The following is a 23203-nucleotide window of genomic DNA, read 5'->3' as shown; positions in this document are numbered from 1 at the left end:
TAAATCCGCTGTTTTTGATTGAGGAAGCGGAAATTTCACGATAAGCCTCTTGCAAAGGGCGTCGCTTGCGGCGCGGGAGAGAACAGCTTTCGAGGCAGAACAGCATGAGCGTACGTGCGTACCGGCATCTCCTCAGTCCGGGCCGAATCAACCGGCTTGAACTGAAAAACCGCATCTTCTTCTCGCCGATGGGTTCGAACCTAGCCGAAGAGGACGGCAGCGTCGGCGACCGATTGCGAACCTATTATGTCGCGCGTGCGAAAGGCGGCGCGGCACTCGTCACGATGGGTTCGGTTTCAGTCGGGTTTCCGGAAGGCGCGAGCAACTGGCGGCAGGAAGCGATCAGTGACGACCGCTTTGTTCCCGGCCTGAAGCGCCTGGCCGACGAAGTCCACGAACATGGCGCAAAGCTTTGCGTGCAACTTCACCATGGCGGGCTGGTAGCCATGACCGACATGCTGGACGGTCGCCCCGTGGCCTGCCCGAACCCGCCCCCTGCCGCAAAGGACTCGGGCGATTTCGTCGACGTGATGCTACCCGAAGAGCAGGCGAAGTTCTTCGAACCCTACGCAAAGATGGGCGAGGTCCGGTACAATTCGCTCGACGCTTCGGGGGTGGACCACATCGTCGACCTGTTCGCCCGCGCCGCAGTCCGTGCGAAGACCGCGGGGATCGACGCGGTCGAACTGCATGCCGGCCATGGCTACATCTTCTCGACCTTCCTCTCCCCTGCCTACAATCATCGCACCGACGAGTTCGGCGGCTCCATCGAGAACCGCGCAAGGCTCTTGCTGAAGACGATACGTGCAGTCCGCGCCGCCGTCGGACCGGACTACCCGGTGTGGATGCGGTTCGACAGCCAGGAATTCCTGATGGACTACGGCATCACGCTGGAGGACGCGATCGCGGTCGCGCGGATGGCGCAGGAGGCCGGGCTCGATGCGATCCACGTTTCTGCACATGGCGACGGCAACTACGGCCGCACCTACTCAACGGGTCATGCAACCGACATCCGCAACGGATTCGTCGACAATGCAGCGGCAATCAAGGCTGCGGTTTCGATACCGGTGATCTGCCCCGGCCGGATCGAGCCGGAGGAAGCCGACCGTTTCATCGCGCAGGGCAAACTCGATTTCGTGACGATGGGCCGCAAGCTGCTGGCTGACCCGGAACTGCCGAACAAGCTGGCGGCGGGTAAGCCGGAAACGGTCCGGCCCTGCGTCTACTGCTACACCTGCATCAGTTCGATCTTCAACTCGAGCCACATTGTCTGCGCCGTGAATCCGATGACCGGGTTTGAAACCGACCGCCAGCCCCAACCTGCCAGCAAACGCAAGGTGGTGCTTGTCGTGGGCGGCGGCCCGGGTGGCATGGCTGCGGCGCGCGACCTTTCCGACAAGGGGCACAAGGTGGTCCTGTGCGAGGCAACGGACCGGCTTGGCGGTACGGCGCAGTTCGCGTCGATTGCATATGCTCCCAACCAGCGCATCGTCGACTGGCTCCGGCGCGAAGTGACCGCGCGACCCATCGAGGTCCGTCTGGGCACCCGTGCGACGGCCGACCTTGCCCGCCGGATCGGCGCCGATGAAGTGATCGTCGCCACTGGCGCGCGACGGGCCATGCCGCCGATTCCAGGAAGCGAACGCGACTTCGTGTTCTCCGGCGATGACATGCGCAATCTCGTCCTCGGCCAGAACCTCGACAGCCTGGCGAGCAAGACCGGCTTGGCAACGCGCCTTGCCATGAAGCTGGGGAGGGCGACGGGCCTGACAAAGCGCATCGGCCTGCTGCGCGCAGGATCGAAGGCGTGGATGCCGTTGGGCGAACATGTCGTCATCATCGGAGGAGAACTGGTCGGGCTGGAACTGGCCGAATTCCTTGCACACCGAGGACGCAAGGTGACGGTGCTCGAGGAATCCGCTCGCGTGGGCAAGGGCATACCGCTTGTCCGCCGCTTCCGCGCGGTGGACGATTGCCACGCCCTCGGCGTGGCCCTGCTCACCGAAACTTCGGGCTTCCGTATCGGTGATGGAACCGTGACGTACAGCAATGCGCACGGACAGGAGCGCACCTTGCGCGCCGATACGGTGATCGTGGCGCAGGGCGCGACAGGCGACGAAAGCTTGACAAAGGAAATGCGGTCGGCGGGCTTCCTCACGCATTCGGTCGGCGACTGTACGGGCGTCGGCTACATCGAAGGGGCGATGCGCGACGCGGCGCTTGCCATTCAGGCAATTTGAAGGTGCACGGCCGCCTTGGCGAAAACGGAACCGACCGGAATGCCGGTGCACTCGTCGCGGCGGTATGCGTCGCGGGACCGGCGCTGGTGGCGCTCGTGCCGATGGCGGCAGCACCCGCGCTCGTCGCGATGGCGCGGCATTTCGGGCAGAGCGCGGACGACGAACTGTTCTCGCAGATCGTGATGACGCTTCCGGCGGCGATGTTGATCCTCGCCGCGCCGATGGCAGGCATGCTCGCCAACCGTATTGGCCAGCGAACGGTGCTGCTCGCATCGCTGGTTCTTTACGTGATCGGCGGAGCCGGGGTCCTTCTGGTCGCGACCCAGACAGGGCTTCTGGCACTGCGGCTGCTCCTCGGCGTTGCCGGCGGGGGGCTTCTTACCTCGAGCCTTGGGCTGATCGGCGACCATTTCTCCGGTCACAGGCGCGAGAAGGTGCTGGGTTGGGCAACTTCGTTCTCGTCGCTTCTTGCTGCTTTGGCTCTGGTTGGCGGAGGATGGCTGGTCGATCGTGGCGGATGGCAGGCGCCTTTCGCGCTGTATCTGCTGGGCATTCCGACGCTTGCTGTCGCCACCTTCGCGATCCGCAACACCCCGCCGCACGAGGAGCCTTCCGCCGAGCGAGGCACGCTGGCCGGGGTGGCGCGCGTCTGGCCCTACTATGCGCTTCTCATCCTCCTGACGCTGGGCATGTTCACTCCGGCCATCCAGGCGGGATTCCTGCTATCGTCGCGCGGGTTCGGCAGCGCCCAGACCATCGGTACCGTCATCGCCGCCACTTCGGTGGTCGCAATGGTCACGGCGTGGGCCTTCGGGCCCCTCCGACGACGCATCGGGTTGCACGGGTTCCTTGCCATCGACGCCGCCTCGATGGGCCTGGGCATACTCGTCATCGCCGTGGCGGGTTCTACGTGGCAGGTCCTTGCAGGCTGCTGTCTCGTCGGCATCGGGGCGGGCATGTCGGAGCCGGCCACCGCGTCGATCATCTTCCGCAAGGCCCCGCCCCACGTCCACGCCCTTGCCATGGGCCTTATCGTAAGCGCGCTCAACGCGGGCCAGTTTCTCAATCCGCTGGCCTTTGACGTGCTCCGCCGGAGCGGCGGGCTGACCGGGGCATTCGTCACATTCGGCATGCTTCTTCTGGGAGCAGCCATGCTCGTCGCAGTGCTGCGACGGGACGATCTTCTTGAAAGGACCATCAAGCCATGATCCACCGTTTCGCCGGAAAGCGCGTTCTCCTCACCGGTGGCGCATCGGGCATTGGCCGCGCCACCGCAGAACGCTTTGCCGCCGAAGGCGCGAGAATCGTGATCGGCGACGTGGACCTCGAAGGCGCGAGTACCGTTGCTCAGTCGCTCGGCGGCAAAGCGTTTTCCTATGACGCGCGCGATCCTGCGGCAGCTGGTGGTCTGGTGACGGAGGCCGTTGAGGTACTAGGCGGGATCGACATCCTGCTCAACGTCGCGGGCATAATGACCTGGGGCCGGTTCGAGGAAACCTCGCCGCAGGCATGGCAACGCACGATGGACATCAACCTCTCCGGACCGTTCTTTCTGATCCAGGCCTCGATCCCGCACCTCAAGGCATCCAAGGGCAACGTGGTCAGCGTCGCGTCGGCCGGCGGTCTCCATCCTGTATATGGCACTTCGGCCTATGGCGTGAGCAAGGCAGGCGTGATCGCGATCACGCAATCGGCGGCGCTGGAATTTGCGCGCTTCGGCGTCCGCGCAAACGCGGTGGCGCCAGGCGGCGTGGCAACGCCGATGCACGAAAAATCCTCTGCGGGAGGCGGCGTCGATCCGGCCATCTTCGCGGAAGCCGCCGGACGCAACATGCCCAAGCTTACCGACCGCCCCGCCTGCACGCCCGAGGAAGTCGCGGCGGCAATCGCCTACCTCGCCAGCGACGAGGCGCGCTACGCCACGGGCACCGTGCTCGTGCTCGATGGCGGGCAGATCACCGGCTGACGGGAGCAACGATCATGACCCATTTCGGCGTCGACCTCTGGGACCGCTTCACCACGCGCATCGGCGAAGCCCGCGAGACCCTGCGCGCGGCGGGAGCGCCGACGGGCCTCCTCGACCAGGCGGAGGGCGCGCGCTACCTCAGCCGCATCGTGCGTCTAGGCCTGGAGATGTACCTCGAGGGCGGCGATCCCGACTTTCCCTCGTTCGTCCTGCCCAGCCATGCCACGGCCAAGCTCGGCGGCGACAATCCGGACAACCTCTACCTTTCGGCAACGATCCTGGGTGACCGCAGCTATCGGCTGACCGGCAACATCGGGTCGGTCCACTACCTCTCGATCGGATCGAAGGCCAACCGCTACGCCATCGACGGCACCATGGCATCCACCGGAGAACTCCAGAAGGAAGCCTTCCGCGCCGACGCCAACGGCGACTTCACCGTGATCGCCAGCGTGAAAAGGCCGGAAGGGGATGTCGCCTGGCTGCCACTCGCCCCGGACTCGAACATCCTGCAGGTGCGCCAGACGTTCCTGAACCGTGCCCGAGAGACACCGGCGCGCTTCGCGATAGAGCGCATCAGCGAAGGCCTCGCCCATCCTGCGCCGACGGATCCTCTGGCAATCGAGCGGCGGATGATGGCTGCGGCGGACTTCGTGGTGAATGCCACCCGCATGTTCGCCAGCTGGACCGCGATGTTCATGCCGTACCCCAACGAGATGCGCGATTGGGGACAGGACATGTTCCACAAGGCTGGCGGCGATCCGGCCATCTTCTACGTCCACGGTTATTGGAAGCTTGCCCCGGGCGAACGCCTGTTGATCGAAACCGATGTGCCGGAGTGCGAGCACTGGAACATCCAGGTCGACAACTGGTGGATGGAATCGATGGACTACCGCTACCTCCCCGCCTGCATCAACGCCGGCAACGCGGAGCGCGAGGCCGACGGGAGCGTGCGGATCGTACTGGCGGCAGACGACCCGGGCGAGCGCAACTGGCTTACCACGCATGGCCACAGCGAAGGCCACCTGCTTTTGCGATGGGTGCGCGCCGCATCGCACCCGATACCGAAGCTCACGCTGCTGCGCGACTGAACCGATGCCGGGGCAACGCGGCCCCGGCACATCGGCCTAGAGCGGCATGTAGTCCCCCGCGTTGATATCGAGCGTCGCGCCGGTCACCGAGGACAGCGCATCCGAGAGGAAAACGAGGATGCCTCGCGCACACTCCTCATCGCTCGGCACCCGGCCAAGCGCCATCGTCGCCGAGATCGCCGCTTCGGCTTCCTCGAAGCTTGGCCCGCCCTTTTCCGCCTCGCTCTCCAACCAGGCGCGGGCCGGCGCGCTCATCGTCCAGCCGATGGCCGGTGTGTTGAAACGGATGCCCTTCGAACCCAGTTCAGCCGCAAGATAGCGGGTGAGCGAAGCCTGTGCCGCCTTGGTCGCGGCGTACCCGCCCTGCTGCGGGACGACCTTGCGCGCCACCTGGCTGCCCACGTTGACGACGGAGCCGCCTCCCTGCTTCTCCATCTGCGGCACGACTGCACGGATCATGCGGATAGTGCCCATGACGGTCACCTCGAACGCACGGCCGAGCGCATCGAGGTCGAGATCGAGTACCGGGGCGAGGCGACCGGGGAAGTAGGCACTGTTGACGAGCCCGTCGATGCGTCCGAACGCGGCCACGGTTTCCTGCGCCACCCGGGCACAGTCCGCGTCAGATGTAATGTCGGCGCGGATGGTGAGCGCTCGCCGCCCCGCAGCGGCGATGTCCGCCGCCACCTCGTCCATGATCCCGCCCGAGCGCGACACCATCGCAACGTCGGCGCCCATTTTCGCCGCCTCGGTCGCTATCGTGCGACCAAGACCAGGACCGATCCCGGTGACGATGACGACCTTGTCTTCCAGCATGTGCAATGCCCTTTCCTCCACTGCGGGTCGACAGCGGAAATGCCGCCGCCCTTTCAGGCGTGATACGCAAAATGATATTTTAGTCCATATAAACTTCTTTTTGCGTATATCCTGTGTAGCTGGTGGGGCGGATTGATTCTGCCGGGCGTATCGCCTAGCCCTGCGGCAAGAGGACGGAGGCGGCCATTTCCAGACCAAGGCTTGACGAACACGACGAAGCCATCATCGCCTGCCTGCGCGACGATGGCCGGATGGCCGTGCGCGACCTGGCGCAACGCGTCGGGCTCAACGAGGCGACGGTGCGCGCGCGCATCCGCAGGCTGGAACAGTCGAACACCATGCGCGTAGTCGCGCGGCTCGATCTCGGCGCCGTGGGCTTTCCGTTCACCGCGCTCGTCGGCGTGCGACTGCGAGGGCGCCCCGTCGAAGATGTATGCAAGGAACTGCTCGCCATTCCGGAGGTCATCTCGGTCCTCTCCGTCATCGGGCGCAACGATCTGGAAATCCAGGTGATCGCGCGTTCGATGGACGAACTGAACCATCAGTTGACCGTGGTCATTCCCGCGATCGAGGGCATCATTTCCCTCGAAAGCGCGCTGGCGATGAAGATCCACAAGTACGTGCAGCCGTGGGGGCGCTTCGATGAAGCAAATTGAGCTGAACGACCTCGATCGGCGCATTCTCGAACGGCTCTCGGTCGATGCGCGCGTTTCCAACCGCGAGATCGCACGCGAACTGGGCGTGACCGAAGGCACGATCCGCATGCGGCTCAAGCGCCTGACCGACGAGAACGCGATCCAGGTCGTGGCGATCACAAATTACGATCACATGTCCGACCCGCTGGTGGCGTACCTGTGGATCGACGTCGATTCGACCTACCCGGTCGGGCCGATCATCGAGGCACTCGTGGCGGAACCCCAGATCACCTATGTCGCAACCCTGATCGGGCGCGCGGACATCATGGCGATCACCTGGGTCAACGACGCGAGCCAGCTCGTCGATTATCTGCACGACCGGATCGACCAGATCCCCGGCATCGCCCGCATCCACTACGAGCTGACACACAAGCTCATCAAGCACGACTACCGCACCACCAGCATCGTGCAGTAGATACGCAAAACGCAGTTTTTTAAATTATAATTGTCGTTTTGCGTTGACATGGCTCGCCCGTTGACGACAATTCCTCCAACTATTGGAGGGATGCATGACCAACCCCGCCGCGCGCCGCGCGCACCTCAGGACCTTGTTCTCCACGCTGATCGAGGCCTACGGAAACAAGGACTTCGATACCTTCGCCCGCTACGTCCATGCCGAGGCGGAGTTTGATTGGCCCTATCTGCCGATCCCCGATTTCCCCGACCGCATGGTCGGGCGCGACGCCTTCATCGCCACGTCGCGCGCCGGAATGGAGGACTGCGACGGCTACCACCACACCGTCGACCGCTTCTATGACATGGCGGACCCGGACACGATGCTGGTGGAATACCACTCAGGCACGGTCCTGCGGTCGAGCGGCAAGCGCTATGCCAACAAGTACCTCGGCATCCTGCGTTTCGAAGGCGACCTGGTGGTCTACTGGCGCGAGTACGTGAACCCGCTTCCGATCATCGAAGCCTTCGGCCTTGGCTTCCAGAACGAAGCCCTCGCGGAGCAGCGGACGTGACCGGGGGCGTGGCCCGGCGTTGGGACCACGAAGTCGACGTTCTCGTCGTCGGCTCGGGTGCAGGTGCAATGGCCTCTGCCGTGTTCGCGGCAGATCGCGGGGCTCGTGTGCTGATCGTTGAGAAGAGCGCCCTTTATGGCGGGACCAGCGCAACTTCGGGCGGCGGCGTCTGGATACCGGCCAGCGATTCCGCGCTGGAACAGGGCCAGTCCGACACCCCGGACGAGGCATTCACCTACATCAAGGAACTGGTCGGCAACACCGTTGCCGATTCCCGTATACGCGCCTTCGTGGAAAATGCCCGGGTCATGAAACGCCGGATCGAGGCGCTTTCGGACCTGCGCTTCACCGCCATTCCCTATACCGACTACCAGGCCGAAAAGGCGGGCGGAAAGATGGGTTACCGCAGCCACGCCTGCAACACGATCCATGCCGACGAACTGTCCGAGGAAGACTTCGCCACGCTGCGCACGACGCATCGGTCGGCCATGCTGTTCGGCAAGATTCCTTGGACGATCATGGAATCCGCTCCGATGATCACGCGCGGTCCCGGCTGGAAGGGGACCATGGCCCGCGTTCTCTGGCGCTATTACGGGGATGTGGGGCAGCGGCTGAAAAGCTCGCGCAGCCGCTTCATCGTTTTCGGTTCGGCGATCGCCGCGCATCTCAAGAACGCGCTCAATCGCAAGGGCGGCGAGCTCTGGCTGAACGCGAGCCTGATCGAACTCGTCAGGGGTGAGAATGGCCCCGTCGAAGGCGCGGTGATCGAACGTGGAGGACGACAATTGCGGGTCCGCGCCCGCAAGGGCGTGATCCTCGGCGCCGGCGGGTTCGAGAGAAACCAGTCCATGCGCGACCGCTACCTTCCCGGCGACAGCAGCACCGCGTTCTCCGCCAGCCAGGAAAACAACACTGGCGATGCCATCATGGCCGGCATTCGCATCGGCGCCGCAACCGATCTGATGGACGAGGCCTGGTGGGCCCCGACAGTGCGTGTTCCGGGCGAGGACACCGCCCGACCGTTGTTCTACGAACGCGCCCTGCCCGGTTGCATCATCGTCAACCAGGCGGGCGAGCGCTACATGAACGAGGCGCGCAGCTATGATGTTGCCGGCAAGGCCATGATCGATGCGGACCGTGCGGATGCGCGCACCATCCCTTCGTGGATCGTGTTCGACGCCAGGTTCCGGCGCAAGTATCCCATGGGACCGGTCATTCCGTTGCTGCCCGACATCCTGCAATCGCGCGGCGCCAGGAAGGCCTGGCGAAAGGCGTCGACCATCCGGAGCCTGGGTCGGAAGATCGGGGTCGATTCCGAAAAGCTGGCGAACACCATAGACCGCGTGAACCGCTTCGCCCGGACCGGCGTGGACGAGGACTTCGGCCGAGGTTCGGCCCCCTATGACCGGTACTACGGCGACCAGTCCGTCACGCCCAATCCCAATCTTGCGCCGATCGAGGAAGCACCGTTCTACGCTCTACAGGTCTTTCCCGGCGACATAGGGACCAAGGGTGGGCTTGCAACGGATGCCGCCGCGCGGGTGCTGGACGCCAGCGGCGAGCCGATTTCCGGCCTCTATGCGATCGGCAACACTGCGGCTTCGGTGATGGGTCCGTCCTATCCGGGCGCGGGTTCGACACTGGCACCTGCCATGACCTTCGGCATGCTGGCGGTCGATGACATGCTGGGAGTCCCGACATGACCGGTACGCTTCTTTTGACCGGGGGTTCGACCGGATTCGGCGCGGGCGTCGCGTTGGAAATGGCGGCAAGAGGCTGGACGGTCTTTGCCTCGATGCGGGATCTCGCGAAGGCCGGACGCCTGATGGAATACACGGCATCGCTGGAGAGCGGCGGCGCGATTGTCCCGGTCCGCATCGACGTGACCGACGGCGCCTCCATCGAAAGCGGTCTAGCCGAAGTGCTCGAACGAACCGAAGGCAGGCTCGACGCGTTGCTCAACAATGCCGGCTATTCGGTGATCGCGCCCTTCGAGGAAATGACCGAGGCGGACGTTCGCGCGCAGATGGAGACCAACTTCTTCGGCGCGCTTGCCATCACGCGCGCGGTGCTGCCCACGATGCGCGATGCCGGAAGGGGGCGCATCCTGACCGTCACCAGCAACGCCGTGAACACGCCGCACCCGATGCTCTCGCTTTACGCCGCGTCCAAGTGGGCGCTCGAAGGATGGGCGGAAGGGCTGGCCATGGAAGTCGCGCCGTTCGGCATCGAAGTGGGCGTGATCCAGCCCGGCGCTCACCGCACGCCCTTTGCCGGCAACGTGCAGTTCGCGATGCCCGAGGGCAGCGCCTATGAAAGGTGGCTGGAAGCCGCTGGACCGAGCCTTGCCGAACTCGACGCCTGGGGACGCGATCCGGCGCTGGGCATTGCTGCGATCGCCGACTGCCTTTGCATGGAACGCATGCCGTTCCGCACGCTGGTGGGCGAAGACACGCAGGTCTTCGCCGCACTCAAGGGCTCCGGTCCGTTCGAGCTGAGAGCGATGGTCCTGCGGGCCATCACCGGGGCGCCCGGACCGGGCGCGCTCGCGGGTTCGGACGGACAAGGCCCGACTGGCGACTGGCCGGTCGCCTCTCGAGTTCTCCAGCGCGTCGCCCAAAGCGTCGCCCAGGATCGGCAGGCACCCGGCGTGCTCGCCGCGATGTTCGGCTTCGCAAACTGAAAACGCCGGGGCCGCAACGGCCCCGGCGCCTGGCAGGTGGTCAGGCAGCAGGCGCGGGCGCGATGCCCTGGTTCATGCTGTCGATGATCCGTCGCTTCATCGGGGCCACCCAGTCGCGCTCGAGCGCGGGGTCAAGCAGGCCCGCCTCCTTGAGCTCGTCGCACAGCTTCATCTGGTGGCCGATGTCGAAAAGGTCGAGCTGCGAGGTAAACTTGCCGCCTCCGCCATAGGTGATGAAGCTCACCCCCTCGGTTTCGTAGAACGAACCATCCGGACGGCGGCCCGGACCGCGGTTGACCCAGCGACTGAAGATGCGGTCGCCGTTCACGGCGTATTCCAGGATCGGAAAGCTCCAGCCCGCCCATCCCGAGCCCACGTCCATGTCGCGGCCATAGTGGGTGGCACGGATTTCGTCACGGTTGCGGGCGAACACGGGCATCGAACCGCCATAGGGGCAATAATAGGTCGCGTTCTCGTGATAGAACTCGTCGGCGATCCACGCCCAATGGTTGCGGCGCTCGGCTTCGACGAATGCTTCGCGCAGCCCCTCGATCGCGGCTTCGACTTCCTCGCGGGGATATGACACCATCCATCTCCTCTCTCTCGCCCCGACGTCACTCGCCGGGCATGGCGATGCACATTGTCATTGCATATTGCGTCGAGACCTTCCATACAAATATACGCAAAACGATATTTGTGAGAGGTTTTTATTCACTATGCGTTTTCTCGATCAGCTTGATGCGGAAGCACTGATAGCGCGGGCCCGCGCGGGCACCGGGCTTGACGATCTCGGCCCGGATCACTTCCGCGAACCACTGGACGTACTCCTGCGTTCGATGCGCGAGGAAGCACAGCTCAACGAAGCCGGCGCCAACTTCCACGCCGGTCGCATCGTCAACGCGCTCGAAAACCGTTTGCGCCGTGTGGACCTGGTCAAGTGCCACCCGGAAATCCTGGACGAACAGGTCGACGTCGGCGTCATCATCGTCGGCCTGCCCCGCACCGGCAGCACGATGCTCCAGCGCCTGCTCGCCGCCAGTCCGCAGGCCACCGCGATGGTCTGGTGGGAAACCGTCTTTCCCCTCCCCCGCGACGACAGCGGCGCCGCTGACATCGCCGCCCGCAAGGCCGACGCCAAGGCTCTGTCCGACCAGCTCGTCGCGGCGTCCGAAGGGTTCGAGGCGATCCACCCGATGGATGCCTTCGCCCACGACGAGGAGCTGCCTCTGATCGAGCAGTCGTTCATCTCCAACATTCCGGAATCGATGCTCTACCTGCCAAGCTACGGCGAATGGCTGCTCGGCGCCGACCAGACGAAAGCCTATGCCGAACTGCACGAATGGCTGAAGATACTGCAATGGCAGGACCCTTCGCGCAGGGGCCGCAAGTGGATACTCAAGGCGCCGCACCACCTCACCGCGGTGCGCACGACGCTCGACACGTTCCCCGGCGCGATCATCGCGATGACCCATCGCCGCGTCGATCACGTGATGGGCAGCTACTATTCGATGGTCGCCTCGCTAACCAGCGGGAACACCGACGCCGATCTTTCGCGCGAACAGGCCGCCCACTGGACCCAGCGCCTGCGCCGCAATCTGGTCGACATGATCCCGGTGCGAGAGGAACGGCCCGAACGTTTCTTCGACATCCAGTACCGCGCGCTCCTGTCCGATCCCGTCGGCAGCGCGACAGCCATCTTCCAGGCTGCGGGCATCCCGGTGGACGATGCGGATATCGCAACCTGGGAAGGCTGGCTTGCCGGCAACAAGCGCGACAACCGCCCGTCGCACAAGTACGATCTTGCCGACTACGGCGTCGATCAGGATGCGCTCGTGCGCGATTTCGCTTTCTATTCCGACATCTACGTACCCGAGGGTTGATCCATGGAGATCAAGGGAGCAGAAGCCGCCTACCTGATGGGCACGGCGGCACCGGCCGCCGGTTCGGTGCTGACCAGCACTTCGCGCTATCTCAACAATCCGCGCTTCCGCGACGTCTACGCGCAGATGGGCCTGAAGCGCGATGGGCACGACCTGCCACCGGCCTACCTTATACCCGAAGTCAACCGCGCGGTGGCGGAAGAGACCGACCTTGCCGAACTGCTCTCGATGCTGGCTTCGGAACGCACGCGCCTTCCGGAATTCGCGCAGTGGCTGGACGAACGCTTCGCTTCGAACTGGACGGCAGGCGATGTCGCCCATTGCGCCGAAGGTACGGTCGGCGCGCTGATCCGCTCGTTCCTTGAGACGAGCGGCATGGATATCGACTTCATGTTCCGGGGCGAGGCGCAGGACGACTTCACCTTCATCAACAAGCGCCGCGTGCAGAACCACGATATCGAACACATGGTCACCGGCCTCGATCCCAGCCCGGTCGGCGAAATCGCGCTGATCGTCGCCAACACCGTCGCTCTGTTCAACTACTTCACGCCCGAGTTCGCCAACGCGCTTTCGTTCCAGCCGATGTTCCTCGCATCGACCAGCCTGATGCGCGCGGCATGCCACTATCCGGCGGTCACCGCTGCCATGCTCGAGGGCTTTGCTCTCGGCCACGCGGTTGGCGCGAAGCAGAAGCGACCGCTCTTCATGATCCGGTGGGAAGACTGGATCGACGTGCCAGTACCCGAAGCGCGCCAGCGCCTCGGTTTCGAAGACGGTCCGCAGCAGGGCCATTGGGAGTGGACACACGATGCCTCGCGCGGATGACTTCTCGATAGCGGACTACCTCGCCATCCAGGCACTGGTCCACAGCTACCCGCGCCGGCTGGACAGCGGAGACCTTCAAGGCCTTGGCGCCCTGTTCGCCCATGCCACGGTCCATTTCGAGGGCCGCGACGATCCCGTCGTAAACGACCCGGCAGAGGTCACGCGCATGTTCGCGGACTTCGTCAGGCTCTACGACGGCGTACCCCGAACCCGCCACATGATCTGCAACCTGATCGTCGAACCCGACGGTCCCGGTGCTGCCGTCGCGACCAGTGCGGTCTTCGTGCTGCAGGATGCACCAGGCGTCCCGCTTCAGCCGATCATCACCGGCGACTACCGGGACCGCTTCGAGAAGGTCGGCGACACATGGCGCTTTGCCGAGCGGTTCATCACCAACGACCTGTTCGGCAACCTTTCGGCCCACGGCAGATATGCCATTGGCTGAAAGGTCGCCGCCACAGGCTCAGGCAAGGTAACCCCCGTCAGCGGCGAGTGTCGCCCCGTTGATGTATGCAGATTCGTCCGACAGCAACCAGAGTGCCGCCTTGGCGATGTCCTCGGGCGTCGCGAAACGCTTCAGCGGGATCGGCGCCAGCAGCATGTCCTTGTACTGCGGGGAATGGATCACGCCCGCGGTCAGCGGGGTATCCACCACCCCCGGCGACACCGAATTGCAGCGGATGCCCTGCTCGCCATATTCCTTGGCGATCGCCTTGGTCAGTCCCAGCACGCCGTGCTTGGCTGCGGTATAGGCCGCCGTTCGCGGATAGCTGATATGCGCCTGGAGCGACGTCGTGTTGACGATCGCCCCGCCGCCCGATGCCAGCATGAGCGGTATTTCTGCGCGCAGGCAGTTGAACACGCCGTCCAGATCGACCGACAGCACCTTGCGCCATACTTCAAGAGGGAGCGCGTGCGTTTCGGGGATCGGCGCTCCGCCCAGCGCTGTTACCTCGGTGATGCCCGCATTGTTGAACGCACCGTCAAGCCGGCCGAACCGCTCGCGAATGCCTTCGACCATCGCTTCGCACGCAGCCGCGTCCACGACATCGACCACGACACCCCAGGCACCGGGTATGTCGGCCGCCACCGCCTCTGCGCGCGCACCGGCGCGGTCTGCCACGATAACCTGCGCCCCGGCCTTGCCGAGCAACCGGCACGTTGCCGCACCAATACCACTGCCACCTCCGGTGACCAGTATGACCTTGCCGTTCAGTTCCATTGACGGCCTCTCCCCCAGCGGTTCAATTCCAAGATCAATCTCCAGTACGCATTTCGCAGTCTGCACGGACTATTTTTAACGCATTGCGCACCCGATTCGTTTTTCAATGACCGATTCGAGTCGCTCCGGCGCGCACCCTGCATTTCGGGCAAAGAAGTGCTCATGCGCGGCCAGCCTTGGATCAGGAATTGGCTGAAAATACGCAAAACGTCAATCTAAGACCATATAATTTACGCTTTGCTTATCTCATGGCTTGTCACGGAAAGCAAAAATCTTCATACGTCCGATGTGGGAGACAAATAGCGCAACCGCAAACGCCGGTGCGCAAATCCTCGGGAGGGATGACATGAACGTTCGTATCGCCGCACTTGCCTGCACCGCGCTCATCGCGCTCCAGCCGGCGTTCGCACATGCCGCCGAAACACAGGGTGGTGCAGAACCGGCCGCCGGCATCGCGGACATCGTCGTCACCGCGCGCCGCACGCAGGAACGCCTCCAGGACGTTCCGGTCGCCGTCACCGGCTATGACCAGGTCCAGCTCAAGGCTCTCGACATCAAGGGGTTCGGCGACATCGGCAAGACCGTCCCCAACCTCGACGTGCAGCGCCAGTTCGGCTCGGCCAATGCCCCGCAATACTACCTGCGCGGCGTTTCCACCGGAACGCTCAAGTTCGAGGCCGATGCTGGCATCGGGCTCTACATCGACGGGATCTACCTTGGCCGGCCAGCCGGCACCGCCTTCTCGCTGGCGGATATCGAACGGGTGGAAGTCCTGCGCGGTCCGCAGGGCACCCTGTTCGGCAGAAACTCCACCGGCGGCGCCATCAACTTCGTGACCTCTGCCCCCAAGGGCGAGTTCGGCGTCAAGGCCGAAGGGACTGTCGGCAACTATGACCGCTACAAGGGGCAGGTCGTGGTCAACCTGCCTGCGTTTGGACCGTTCAGCGCCCGCGTGTCGTATCTGCATGACCAGAACAAGGGTTACGTGAAGAACCTCACGCCCGGTCGCACGTTCAATTTTGTCGAACCGTTCGGCACGATCCGCTCGGCCAAGACCTTCGGCGCGGAGAACACTGACGCGGTGGCCGTCGCCGTGCGCTTCCAGGAAGGCGCCCTGACGGCGGACTACAAGTTCGACTATACCGACAAAGTCAGCACCCAGCTTGCCCAGCAGCTTCTCGGCTATGATCCGGGCTATGCGGCAGGTGTCGGCAATCCGCCGTTCTACGCGGCTTCGCCCAGCATCTACGTGCCGGCCTCGACCGAACGCCAGGGCGCGATCGCGCTCGACTTCACCTCACCCTCGCACATGAAGATCCAGGGCCATAGCCTGACCCTTGCCTTCGATGTCAGCGATGCGATCACGCTGAAGAGCATCACCGGCCTGCGCAAGCTGGACGAATTCGTCGGCGGAAACGACATCGACGGCGGTGCCTACGAGGTCGGCGGCCTTCCGTTCACCAACATCTCGTCAATCCAGGACCGCCACCAGAAGCAGTTCACACAGGAACTCCAGGTCCTCGGCAAGATGGGCAACCTCGACTGGGTGCTCGGCGGTTTCTACTTCCGCGAAACCGGCAAAGACGACAATCCGGTGTTCATCGGCACCCTGTTCCCCACGTTCGCCCCGCAGATCGTCCCCGTGGTCGATGCAACCACCGGCAACACGCTCAACATCTTCGGCGTGCCGACCGACTATTTCGCCGGCTCGAACGCGAAGATCCGCAACAAGTCGGTCGCCGGTTACGGCCACGTCTCCTACAAGACCGATCGGTTCGAACTGGCAGGCGGCGTGCGCTATACCAAGGACGACCGCTTCGAGGACCTGCTGGCGGGCGGCATCATCCCGCTCTATGCCCCGGCCAAGCAGTCCAGCGTAAGCTTCGATCACTGGGATTTCGACGCGACCGCAACCTGGATCGCCAACGCCGACGTCCGCGCCTACGCCCGCTTCGCCACCGGCTATCTCTCGGGCGGCGTGCTCGGCGGCAAGGTGTTCAAGCCTGAAACCGTCAACAGCTACGAAGTGGGCGTGAAGGCAGATCTCATCGACAAGACCCTGCGCATCAATGCCGCCGGTTTCATTACCCGTCGCAAGAACGTGCAGACCCTGGGCTTCGACGTTGCCAGCGGCACGTTCCTGTTCTCCTCGCCCTTCGGCAACGAGGAAGGCTTCGAGGTCGAACTGACGGCCAAACCTTCGGCGAACTTCACCTTCAACGCCAGCTACGGATATCTTCACCAGAAGCTGGCCGCGGACCCGGTGAACGGGCCGGTCAACTCGCTGGCCCCCAAGAACACGCTCAGTGTCGGCGCCCAGTACGACAGCCCCGCCTTCGCCAACGGCAGCTACGTTTCGCTGCGCCTCGACGGGTTCTTCAAGGACAAGCGCCTGTCCGATCCGATCAGCAACGCTGCAACCTTGCAACTCACCACCCTGCCCTCGCGCTTCGACATCAACGCGCGCTTCTCGCTGATGGAGATCCCGCTCGGCGGCAGCAAGGCCAACGTCGCGGTCTGGGCGCAGAACCTGACGAACAACAGGAAGCTCGATTTCGCCCGCAATCTCACGACCAACGTGATCGGCGTGTTCCAGGTGCCGCGCACCTGGGGCGTCGATGTCGGGTTCGCGTTCTGACCGCTGCATCGGTCCTCTCCTCGGTGCGGCAGGCTTGCCTGCCGCACCGCCTTTTTGCGACACTGCACGCAAAGGGAGCCACGCCGGATGACTGAAACGCGCCGGACGACTGAAACCCGCTGGTCGCAAGTCGCGATCGCGACACTGGCCCAGAACGTCGCCACCGGACTGACCTTCGGAAGCTTCGGGACCCTCGTCCTTTCGATCGAGGCGGAATACGGTGCAAGCCGGGCCCAGTCTTCGCTGGCGCTGTCCCTTGCGCTCGTCGCCCTTTCGCTCACCGCAATCGTCGTCGGTCGGATGATCGACACCGTGAACCTGCGGACGCTCATGATGACTGGCGCCATCGCGTGCGCAGCCGGCTTCGGCGCGGCCTCCGTCGTCACATCGCCTCTGGCACTCCTGCTGTGCTATCTCCTGCTGATCGGGCCGGGAACCGCGATGCTCGGCGTCCTCCCATCCATGACCCTTGCCACCCGCTGGGTGCCCGAAGATTGGCGGGGCAGAGCCCTGGGCGTCGTCAACATGCCCGTGCTGGTCATGGCCGTGCCACTGGCCATCGCTCCCCTGCTGGGGTCTCACGGGCCCCGCGCCGTGTTCCAGGTTCTGGCGCTCGCCGATCTTGCGCTCGTCCCGATCCTGTTCTTCGTCCGCAGCGGAAACGCCTCACCGGCGGGTGGAGCCATGACAGCCACGCCCGCAGGGGCGATCCTGCGTCAGCCCGCCTTCTGGTTGTTGGCCCTTGCCATCGGCCTCATTACCGGCGCCGGGACGATGAAGCTTGCCCATTTCATCCCCCTGCTCACTGGACAGGGGCGCACATTCGACGAAGCCAACGGCCTTCTTGCCCTTTCGGGCGGGACGGGGCTCATCGGCTCGCTGCTGTTCGGCTATCTTGCAGATCGCATCGGCGGCCCGCGCGCGCTGGCGTTCAACGCCGCGATCCAGGCTGTCGTGTGGATGATCTTCCTGGCGCCGGTCAATCTTGCGGTTCTGACGCTCGATGCGATCATCGTCGGGGCATGTGGTGGTGGCGTGCAGGGGGCTTTCGGCGTGGCCGTCGCCTCCCGTTTCGGTCCTGACGCATTCGGACGCGCGTTCAGCCTGTTCCAGATCGCCACCCTGCCCTTCCTGTTCGGAATGACGCCCATCGCGAGCGTATTGTTCGAACGGTCGGGCAGCTATCACCTGCCGATGGCGCTGACGGTGGGGGCGCTCGCCTTTTCCTCGATCCTGCTGTTCGCGGTGTCGCGGCTTCCCGCAGCTCCGAAAGGAACCTGAACCGATGCGTTGCGCCGATTTCACCGGCCCCGGACAGATCGTCTTCCGCCCCGCCGCGACCCCGCCCACCCCCGGCCCCGGTGAAGTGCTCGTCGCGGTAAGAACCTGTGGCATCTGCGGCTCGGACCTCCACATGTTCCGCGACAATTCCTACCGCGACAAGCTCGTGCGCGAGACGGTGGAGGGTTACGCGGTGCCGGGACACGAATTCGCAGGCACCATCGCCGCTCTGGGCGATGGCGTTGCAGGCTGGTCGATCGGGGACCGGGTCGTCGGAGTGACGGGCATGGGCGGCGGAATGGCCGATCTCGTGGCGGTTCCGGCCAACCCATGGCAACTCGTGAAGGTGCCGGACGGACTTTCCTGGGAACTTGCCGCCACGACCGAGCCGCTGGCCGATGGCCTCCAGATGGTGCGCAAGGGGGCGCCGACCGACGGCGAGAACGTCGTCGTCATCGGAGTGGGAATCATCGGGCTGGGCGTGATCCAGGCCATCCTTGCACGCGGCATCTCTCCCGCGCGCATCATCGCGGTCGATGTCCATCAGACCCGGTTGGACACAGCGCTTCAGGTGGGTGCTACACACGCCGTAAACGCCCGCGACGGCGATGTTTTCGAAGCCATTGGTGCCATCTGCGGGATCGGTGAGACATACGCCGGGCAATCGGCCAACATCTCGGTCATCTTCGATTGCGCCGGCTACATCCGGCACATGAAAGGCCCCCCGCCGTTGGAGACGGCCCTGCGCCTTGTCGTCCCCGGCGGCCGCATCGTCTGCTTCGGCGGTTTCGAGGGGCGAATGGAGATCGACATGAGCCCGCTGATCGAGAAGCAACCGACGATCTTCGGCTCCAACGGCTATGCACCGGAGGAACTGGTCGAGGCGCTCGATCTTATGAGCGGCGGCAAGGTGGACCGCGCCTGCCTGATTTCGCACGAATTTCCGCTCGAACAGGTAGCCGAGGCATTTGACCGACAGCTCCAGCCTGATGCTGTGAAGGTCATGCTTCGCATCTGACCGGTGGCGCGGCGCGGCGATTTGTCGCAGGGAATGGCCATGGACGACCTGACGAACCTCGCCGCCCGCCTGCGCCTTCTCGAAGATCGCGAGGAAATCCGCGAACTTATCGCCCGGTACGGACCGCTTGCGGACAGCGGCGATGCCGAAGCGTTGAGCGAGTTGTGGGTCGAGGACGGCGAGTATGCCGTCGTCGGTTTCGCCACCGCCAAGGGGCGCGCGGCGATTGCGGCGCTGATCGACGGGCAGACCCACCGCGCCCTGATGGCGGATGGATGCGCGCATTTTCTAGGGCCCGCCACGGTTACAGTCGAAGGCGATACAGCAACCGCCCGATGTCACTCGGTGGTGTTCAGGTGCGTTTCGGGGACGTTCGGGTCACACCGCGTTTCAGCCAACCGCTGGACCTTCCGACGCACCCCGGCGGGATGGCGGGCAGTGCGCCGGGAGAACGCATTGCTGGATGGATCGGCGGCCGCGCGGGCACTTCTGCAATTTCGGTAGGCGCACAAATGCACTTACTATTCTTCGCTAATTGAATTTTTTTAATACGATATTTGCATTATTCGTAGATTTTAGGATACTCCTCTCCGCAAATACGACGGAGAGAGATCAATGGCATTTTTGCCGCCCGACCCCTGGACCCAGCGCGAAAAGGTGGCGGTGCCCGCATCCGGGGGCCCGATCCGCGAATGGGGCCTGGCGATCGACGCACCGCTCCGCCTTGTCGACCCCGACGCGCACCCCTGGGACGAAAGCGCGGACCTTGTCGTCGCGGGCCTTGGCGGCGCCGGCATTGCCGCGGCGCTCGAGGGGCTTGAGCAGGGTCTGACCGTCATCGCCATCGATCAGTACGACGGCGGCGGTTCCTCGGCAGCGAACGGCGGGGTCTACTACGCAGGCGGCGGCACCTCGATCCAGCGGGAAGCGGGCGTGACCGACACGCCGGAAATGATGGAAGCCTATCTCAGAAGCGAAGTCGGAAACGTGGTCTCGCCGGAAACGCTGCGGCGCTTTTGCGAGGATAGCCCGCAGACCTTCGAATGGCTGCGCCGCCACGGCGCGCCGTTCAGCGCCTCGATGTATTCGCGCAAGACATCCTATCCGCCGCTCGACAAGTTTCTCTACCACCCCGACAGCAGCCTGTCGGAGCCCTTCCGCAGCCACACGCCCCCCGCCCCGCGCGGGCACAGGACGGTGCGGCGCAACGGCAACAAACCGTGGGGCCTGGGGGCGGGCATTTACGATCCGCTGCGCGCTGCGGCGCTGGAGCTGGGACTGGTCTTCCATCCCCAGGCCGAAGCCCGCCAGCTCGCACTCGATCCCCAGGGCCGCGTGATCGGCATACGGGTCGAGCGGTTTGCCGATCCGGCCATCCGGGCGCGGCATTCGCGCCTTTGCGCGATGGCGAACAAGTGGATGGCGATGCTGTCTCCCACGTTCCCCGGCGCGCGGCTGACGTTCGCGCGCGGATATCGCCACCTGGCCAAGGCCCGGGCGCTGGAGGCCAGCGCGCGCAGTTCGGCTTGGATCCGGGCCCGCAAGGGTGTGGTGCTGAGCGCGGGGGGCTTCATCTGCAACCCCGACATGGTGCGCCACTTCGCGCCCGACTATGCGCCCGGCCTCCCCAACGGCACGCTTGGGGACAATGGCAGCGGGATCATGCTGGGCGTGTCGGCAGGAGGCGCCACCGGTCTGATGGAGCGCGTTTCGGCATGGCGTTTTCTCAGTCCGCCACGCGCGTGGGGGCGCGGGATGCTGGTGGACGGCAAGGGCGAACGCTATGTAAACGAGACCTGGTACGGCGCGCGGATTGGCGACGAGATGGTCGAACGCCACGGTGGCAAGGGCTGGATCGTGCTTGACCGCAAGCTGTTCCGCCAGTCGCTGAAGGATGCGTTCGGCAAGGACGTGCTGGGCTTCCAGCGCGACATCACGCTGGTCAACGCAATGTTCGCCGCCGTCAAGGGCAGGACGCCGGCGGCGCTGGCGCGGAAGTTGGGCGTAAGCGCCGCTGCGCTTTGCGAGACCATCGCCGCCTACAATCGCGCCGCGCGGGGCGAAGCACCCGATCCGTTCCACAAGACGCCCGAGGACATGGCCTTGCTGGACGAAGGGCCGTTCTACGCCATCGACGCCTCGGTCGACGCGCGCATGTTTCCCATCGCCTGCATGACCGTGGGCGGACTTCTGGTGGATGAGGAAACGGGCGGTGTGAAGAACGCCGCCGGCGCGCCGGTTCCGGGGCTGTATGCCGCCGGGCGCAACGCGGTTGGCATCTGTTCCAACCTCTATGTCAGCGGGCTGTCCTATGCGGACTGCATATGGTCCGGCCGCCGCGCCGCCCGCGCAATTGCGGCAAAGGGAGACGCCGCATGATCAAGGCCATCGCATTGCTGCGCCGCAAGCAGGGGCTGAGCCGCGAACAGTTCATCGCCTACTACGAAACCCGCCACGCGCCGCTGATCCGTTCGCTCCTGCCTGGCATCGAGGACTATCGGCGCAATTACGTGGACCGGACCGGAGCGTTCGAAAGCGGCATTGCGGCAATCGACTTCGACAGCGTGACCGAAATGCGCTTTGCCTCTCGCGCATCGTATGACGCATTCCTGGCGCAGGCGGCAGATCCGGAGATCGCGCGACTGATCGCCGATGACGAGGAGAACGTCTTCGACCGCAGCGCGACGCGCATGTTCGTGGTGGACGAGACGCCCGCAGCCCTTTCGCCCGACACGCCTTCTCCCGTCCTCATCGACGAGCTGCTGGCCGAACGTGCGATCCGCGACGGGCTGGCACGGTTCGCGCGCGTCCTGGATGCCAAGGCATGGGACGCGCTGGGCGATGTCTTCGCCGCAGACCTCACCTTCGACTATGGCCTTGGCGAACAAGTCGGGCTGGAAGCGCTGACCGTCAACATGCGCCGCTTTCTCGACGTCTGCGGACCGAGCCAGCACCTGATCGGCAGCATCATGATCACGGTCGATCCCGGCTTGCAATCAGCGACCAGCAGGGCCTATGTCCGGGCGCGGCACCAGCGCGCAGGCAACAGCGGCGGTCCGGTGTTCGACAGCAATGGCGAATATGTCGACCGCTGGGAATGCCGCGCCGAAGGCTGGCGGATCGTCCGCCGCGACGCCCTGTGGCAGACACAGAGCGGCGAGGCGGCGATCATCTGGGACGGAAGCCCCGCGGCCGGCTGATCAGCCGCCGCGCGAGACCGGGATAAGGGCGCCGCTGATCGTGCGTGCACCGGGCGAGGCGAGGAACAGGATGACCTTCGCAAGCGAGGCGGGCTGCACCCATTGCGAGACGTCGGCGTCGGGCATATCGGCGCGGTTTGCCGGCGTATCTATAATGCTGGGCAGCACCGCATTGACCGTGCAATCGGTTCCGGCGAGTTCGGCGGCGAGGCTTTCGGTCAGCTTGTGGACCGCGCTCTTCGACGCGGCATAGGCGCCCATTCCCGCCCCGGCGAGAAGCGCGCTGCCCGCACCGATGTTGACGATAGCCGCGCCCGGCGTTGCCGCCAGCGTCGGCAGCGCGGCCTTGGTCATGGTGACACAGGTCGCGGCGTTCATCGCATACATGCGCGCCCAGGTTTCCGGGCCGCCGTCCGTCAGGGTCTGCCATGTAAAGCCCCCGGCTACGTTCACCAGAACGTCGATCCCACCCTGTTCGGCGATGACCTGCTGCACGGCAGCGTCAGCAGCGGTGCCATCGGTCAGGTCGACGCCGCCGATGTCGAGACCGCCCGGATTGGCATCGGGCGCGTCTGGCGCAAAGTCGATACGGGCCACGCGGTCTCCGTTGGCGCGGAAGGTTTCGGCGACCGCCCGGCCAAGGATTCCAAAGCCGCCAGTCACAATGATTGAACGCATGTAGT

Annotated in this window: 22 protein-coding genes; 18 read left to right on the top strand and 4 right to left on the bottom strand. The window is 64.6% G+C overall.

What is annotated here, in order from left to right:
* Nucleotides 1-104 precede the first annotated feature (104 nt).
* Genes SARO_RS19575 through SARO_RS19560 form a run of 4 tightly spaced genes read left to right on the top strand, consistent with a single transcriptional unit; the run spans nt 105 to nt 5294 of the window.
* The gene (locus SARO_RS19575; RefSeq protein ID WP_011906982.1) at nt 105-2240 is read left to right on the top strand and encodes an FAD-dependent oxidoreductase; all 2136 of its coding nucleotides are present in this window, start codon (nt 105-107) and stop codon (nt 2238-2240) included.
* 2 nt (nt 2241-2242) lie between these two features.
* Entirely contained in the window at nt 2243-3448 is a 1206-nt protein-coding gene (locus tag SARO_RS19570; protein WP_157042465.1) for an MFS transporter, read from the top strand.
* On the top strand, nt 3445-4206 hold the full coding sequence (locus SARO_RS19565; protein WP_011906980.1) for an SDR family NAD(P)-dependent oxidoreductase: 762 nt from the start codon (nt 3445-3447) through the stop codon (nt 4204-4206). The genes SARO_RS19570 and SARO_RS19565 overlap by 4 nt, the downstream gene beginning before the upstream one ends.
* A gap of 14 nt (nt 4207-4220) precedes the next feature.
* Nucleotides 4221-5294 (top strand): DUF1214 domain-containing protein, encoded by a 1074-nt coding sequence (locus SARO_RS19560; protein WP_011906979.1) that lies wholly within the window; start codon nt 4221-4223, stop codon nt 5292-5294.
* Between the two features lie 36 nt (nt 5295-5330).
* Here the strand turns inward: SARO_RS19560 and SARO_RS19555 are convergent, their stop codons facing one another.
* Nucleotides 5331-6110 carry an SDR family oxidoreductase gene (locus tag SARO_RS19555; protein WP_011906978.1) on the bottom strand — a complete coding sequence of 260 codons (780 nt, stop codon included), beginning with the start codon at nt 6108-6110 and terminating at the stop codon, nt 5331-5333.
* A gap of 185 nt (nt 6111-6295) precedes the next feature.
* Between SARO_RS19555 and SARO_RS19550 the strand changes: the two genes are divergently transcribed.
* The 5 genes from SARO_RS19550 (at nt 6296) to SARO_RS19530 (ending at nt 10456) form a co-directional block, all read left to right on the top strand.
* A complete protein-coding gene (locus SARO_RS19550; RefSeq protein ID WP_256325488.1) occupies nt 6296-6766 on the top strand; it encodes an Lrp/AsnC family transcriptional regulator in 471 nt (156 codons plus the stop codon).
* Nucleotides 6753-7220 (top strand): Lrp/AsnC family transcriptional regulator, encoded by a 468-nt coding sequence (locus SARO_RS19545; RefSeq protein WP_011906976.1) that lies wholly within the window; start codon nt 6753-6755, stop codon nt 7218-7220. Before SARO_RS19550 ends, SARO_RS19545 begins: the two co-directional genes overlap by 14 nt.
* Before the next feature lie 94 nt (nt 7221-7314).
* Nucleotides 7315-7773: a nuclear transport factor 2 family protein gene (locus tag SARO_RS19540; RefSeq protein WP_011906975.1), complete on the top strand. Its 459-nt coding sequence runs from the start codon at nt 7315-7317 to the stop codon at nt 7771-7773.
* Entirely contained in the window at nt 7770-9476 is a 1707-nt protein-coding gene (locus SARO_RS19535) for an FAD-binding protein (protein WP_011906974.1), read from the top strand. The genes SARO_RS19540 and SARO_RS19535 overlap by 4 nt, the downstream gene beginning before the upstream one ends.
* Nucleotides 9473-10456 carry an SDR family oxidoreductase gene (locus tag SARO_RS19530; RefSeq protein ID WP_011906973.1) on the top strand — a complete coding sequence of 328 codons (984 nt, stop codon included), beginning with the start codon at nt 9473-9475 and terminating at the stop codon, nt 10454-10456. Before SARO_RS19535 ends, SARO_RS19530 begins: the two co-directional genes overlap by 4 nt.
* 40 nt (nt 10457-10496) lie before the next feature.
* On the opposite strand, the gene SARO_RS19525 is transcribed toward SARO_RS19530, so the two are convergent.
* Nucleotides 10497-11042 (bottom strand): nuclear transport factor 2 family protein, encoded by a 546-nt coding sequence (locus tag SARO_RS19525; protein ID WP_143005030.1) that lies wholly within the window; start codon nt 11040-11042, stop codon nt 10497-10499.
* A gap of 130 nt (nt 11043-11172) precedes the next feature.
* Between SARO_RS19525 and SARO_RS19520 the strand changes: the two genes are divergently transcribed.
* From SARO_RS19520 to SARO_RS19510, 3 genes are read left to right on the top strand one after another with little or no spacing between them, the layout of a single operon-like run.
* Nucleotides 11173-12336 (top strand): sulfotransferase family protein, encoded by a 1164-nt coding sequence (locus SARO_RS19520; RefSeq protein WP_011906971.1) that lies wholly within the window; start codon nt 11173-11175, stop codon nt 12334-12336.
* A 3-nt stretch (nt 12337-12339) separates the two neighbouring features.
* A complete protein-coding gene (locus SARO_RS19515; protein WP_011906970.1) occupies nt 12340-13161 on the top strand; it encodes a Coq4 family protein in 822 nt (273 codons plus the stop codon).
* Nucleotides 13145-13606, top strand: a complete 462-nt coding sequence (locus tag SARO_RS19510; RefSeq protein ID WP_011906969.1) for a nuclear transport factor 2 family protein — start codon at nt 13145-13147, stop codon at nt 13604-13606. The genes SARO_RS19515 and SARO_RS19510 overlap by 17 nt, the downstream gene beginning before the upstream one ends.
* An 18-nt stretch (nt 13607-13624) precedes the next feature.
* On the opposite strand, the gene SARO_RS19505 is transcribed toward SARO_RS19510, so the two are convergent.
* Nucleotides 13625-14383 carry an SDR family NAD(P)-dependent oxidoreductase gene (locus SARO_RS19505; RefSeq protein WP_011906968.1) on the bottom strand — a complete coding sequence of 253 codons (759 nt, stop codon included), beginning with the start codon at nt 14381-14383 and terminating at the stop codon, nt 13625-13627.
* Between the two features lie 346 nt (nt 14384-14729).
* Here SARO_RS19505 and SARO_RS19500 point away from each other — a divergent pair, with 346 nt between their 5' ends.
* The 6 genes from SARO_RS19500 (at nt 14730) to SARO_RS20825 (ending at nt 22520) form a co-directional block, all read left to right on the top strand.
* Nucleotides 14730-17021: a TonB-dependent receptor gene (locus SARO_RS19500; protein ID WP_011906967.1), complete on the top strand. Its 2292-nt coding sequence runs from the start codon at nt 14730-14732 to the stop codon at nt 17019-17021.
* Nucleotides 17022-17108: 87 nt separating this feature from the next.
* Nucleotides 17109-18302, top strand: a complete 1194-nt coding sequence (locus tag SARO_RS19495; protein ID WP_011906966.1) for an MFS transporter — start codon at nt 17109-17111, stop codon at nt 18300-18302.
* Nucleotides 18303-18306: 4 nt separating this feature from the next.
* A complete protein-coding gene (locus tag SARO_RS19490) occupies nt 18307-19320 on the top strand; it encodes a zinc-dependent alcohol dehydrogenase (RefSeq protein WP_011906965.1) in 1014 nt (337 codons plus the stop codon).
* A gap of 39 nt (nt 19321-19359) precedes the next feature.
* A complete protein-coding gene (locus SARO_RS19485; RefSeq protein WP_041551779.1) occupies nt 19360-19824 on the top strand; it encodes a nuclear transport factor 2 family protein in 465 nt (154 codons plus the stop codon).
* 111 nt (nt 19825-19935) lie between these two features.
* Entirely contained in the window at nt 19936-21699 is a 1764-nt protein-coding gene (locus SARO_RS19480; protein ID WP_011906963.1) for an FAD-binding protein, read from the top strand.
* Nucleotides 21696-22520 carry a nuclear transport factor 2 family protein gene (locus SARO_RS20825; protein ID WP_011906962.1) on the top strand — a complete coding sequence of 275 codons (825 nt, stop codon included), beginning with the start codon at nt 21696-21698 and terminating at the stop codon, nt 22518-22520. The genes SARO_RS19480 and SARO_RS20825 overlap by 4 nt, the downstream gene beginning before the upstream one ends.
* Here the strand turns inward: SARO_RS20825 and SARO_RS19465 are convergent, their stop codons facing one another.
* Nucleotides 22521-23198: an SDR family NAD(P)-dependent oxidoreductase gene (locus SARO_RS19465; RefSeq protein ID WP_011906961.1), complete on the bottom strand. Its 678-nt coding sequence runs from the start codon at nt 23196-23198 to the stop codon at nt 22521-22523. It lies immediately after the preceding gene.
* Nucleotides 23199-23203 lie beyond the last annotated feature (5 nt).

The organism is Novosphingobium aromaticivorans DSM 12444 (assembly GCF_000013325.1).
In the GTDB taxonomy this organism is placed as follows: Bacteria; Pseudomonadota; Alphaproteobacteria; order Sphingomonadales; family Sphingomonadaceae; genus Novosphingobium; species Novosphingobium aromaticivorans.
This window is presented reverse-complemented; position numbering and strand designations above follow the sequence as displayed.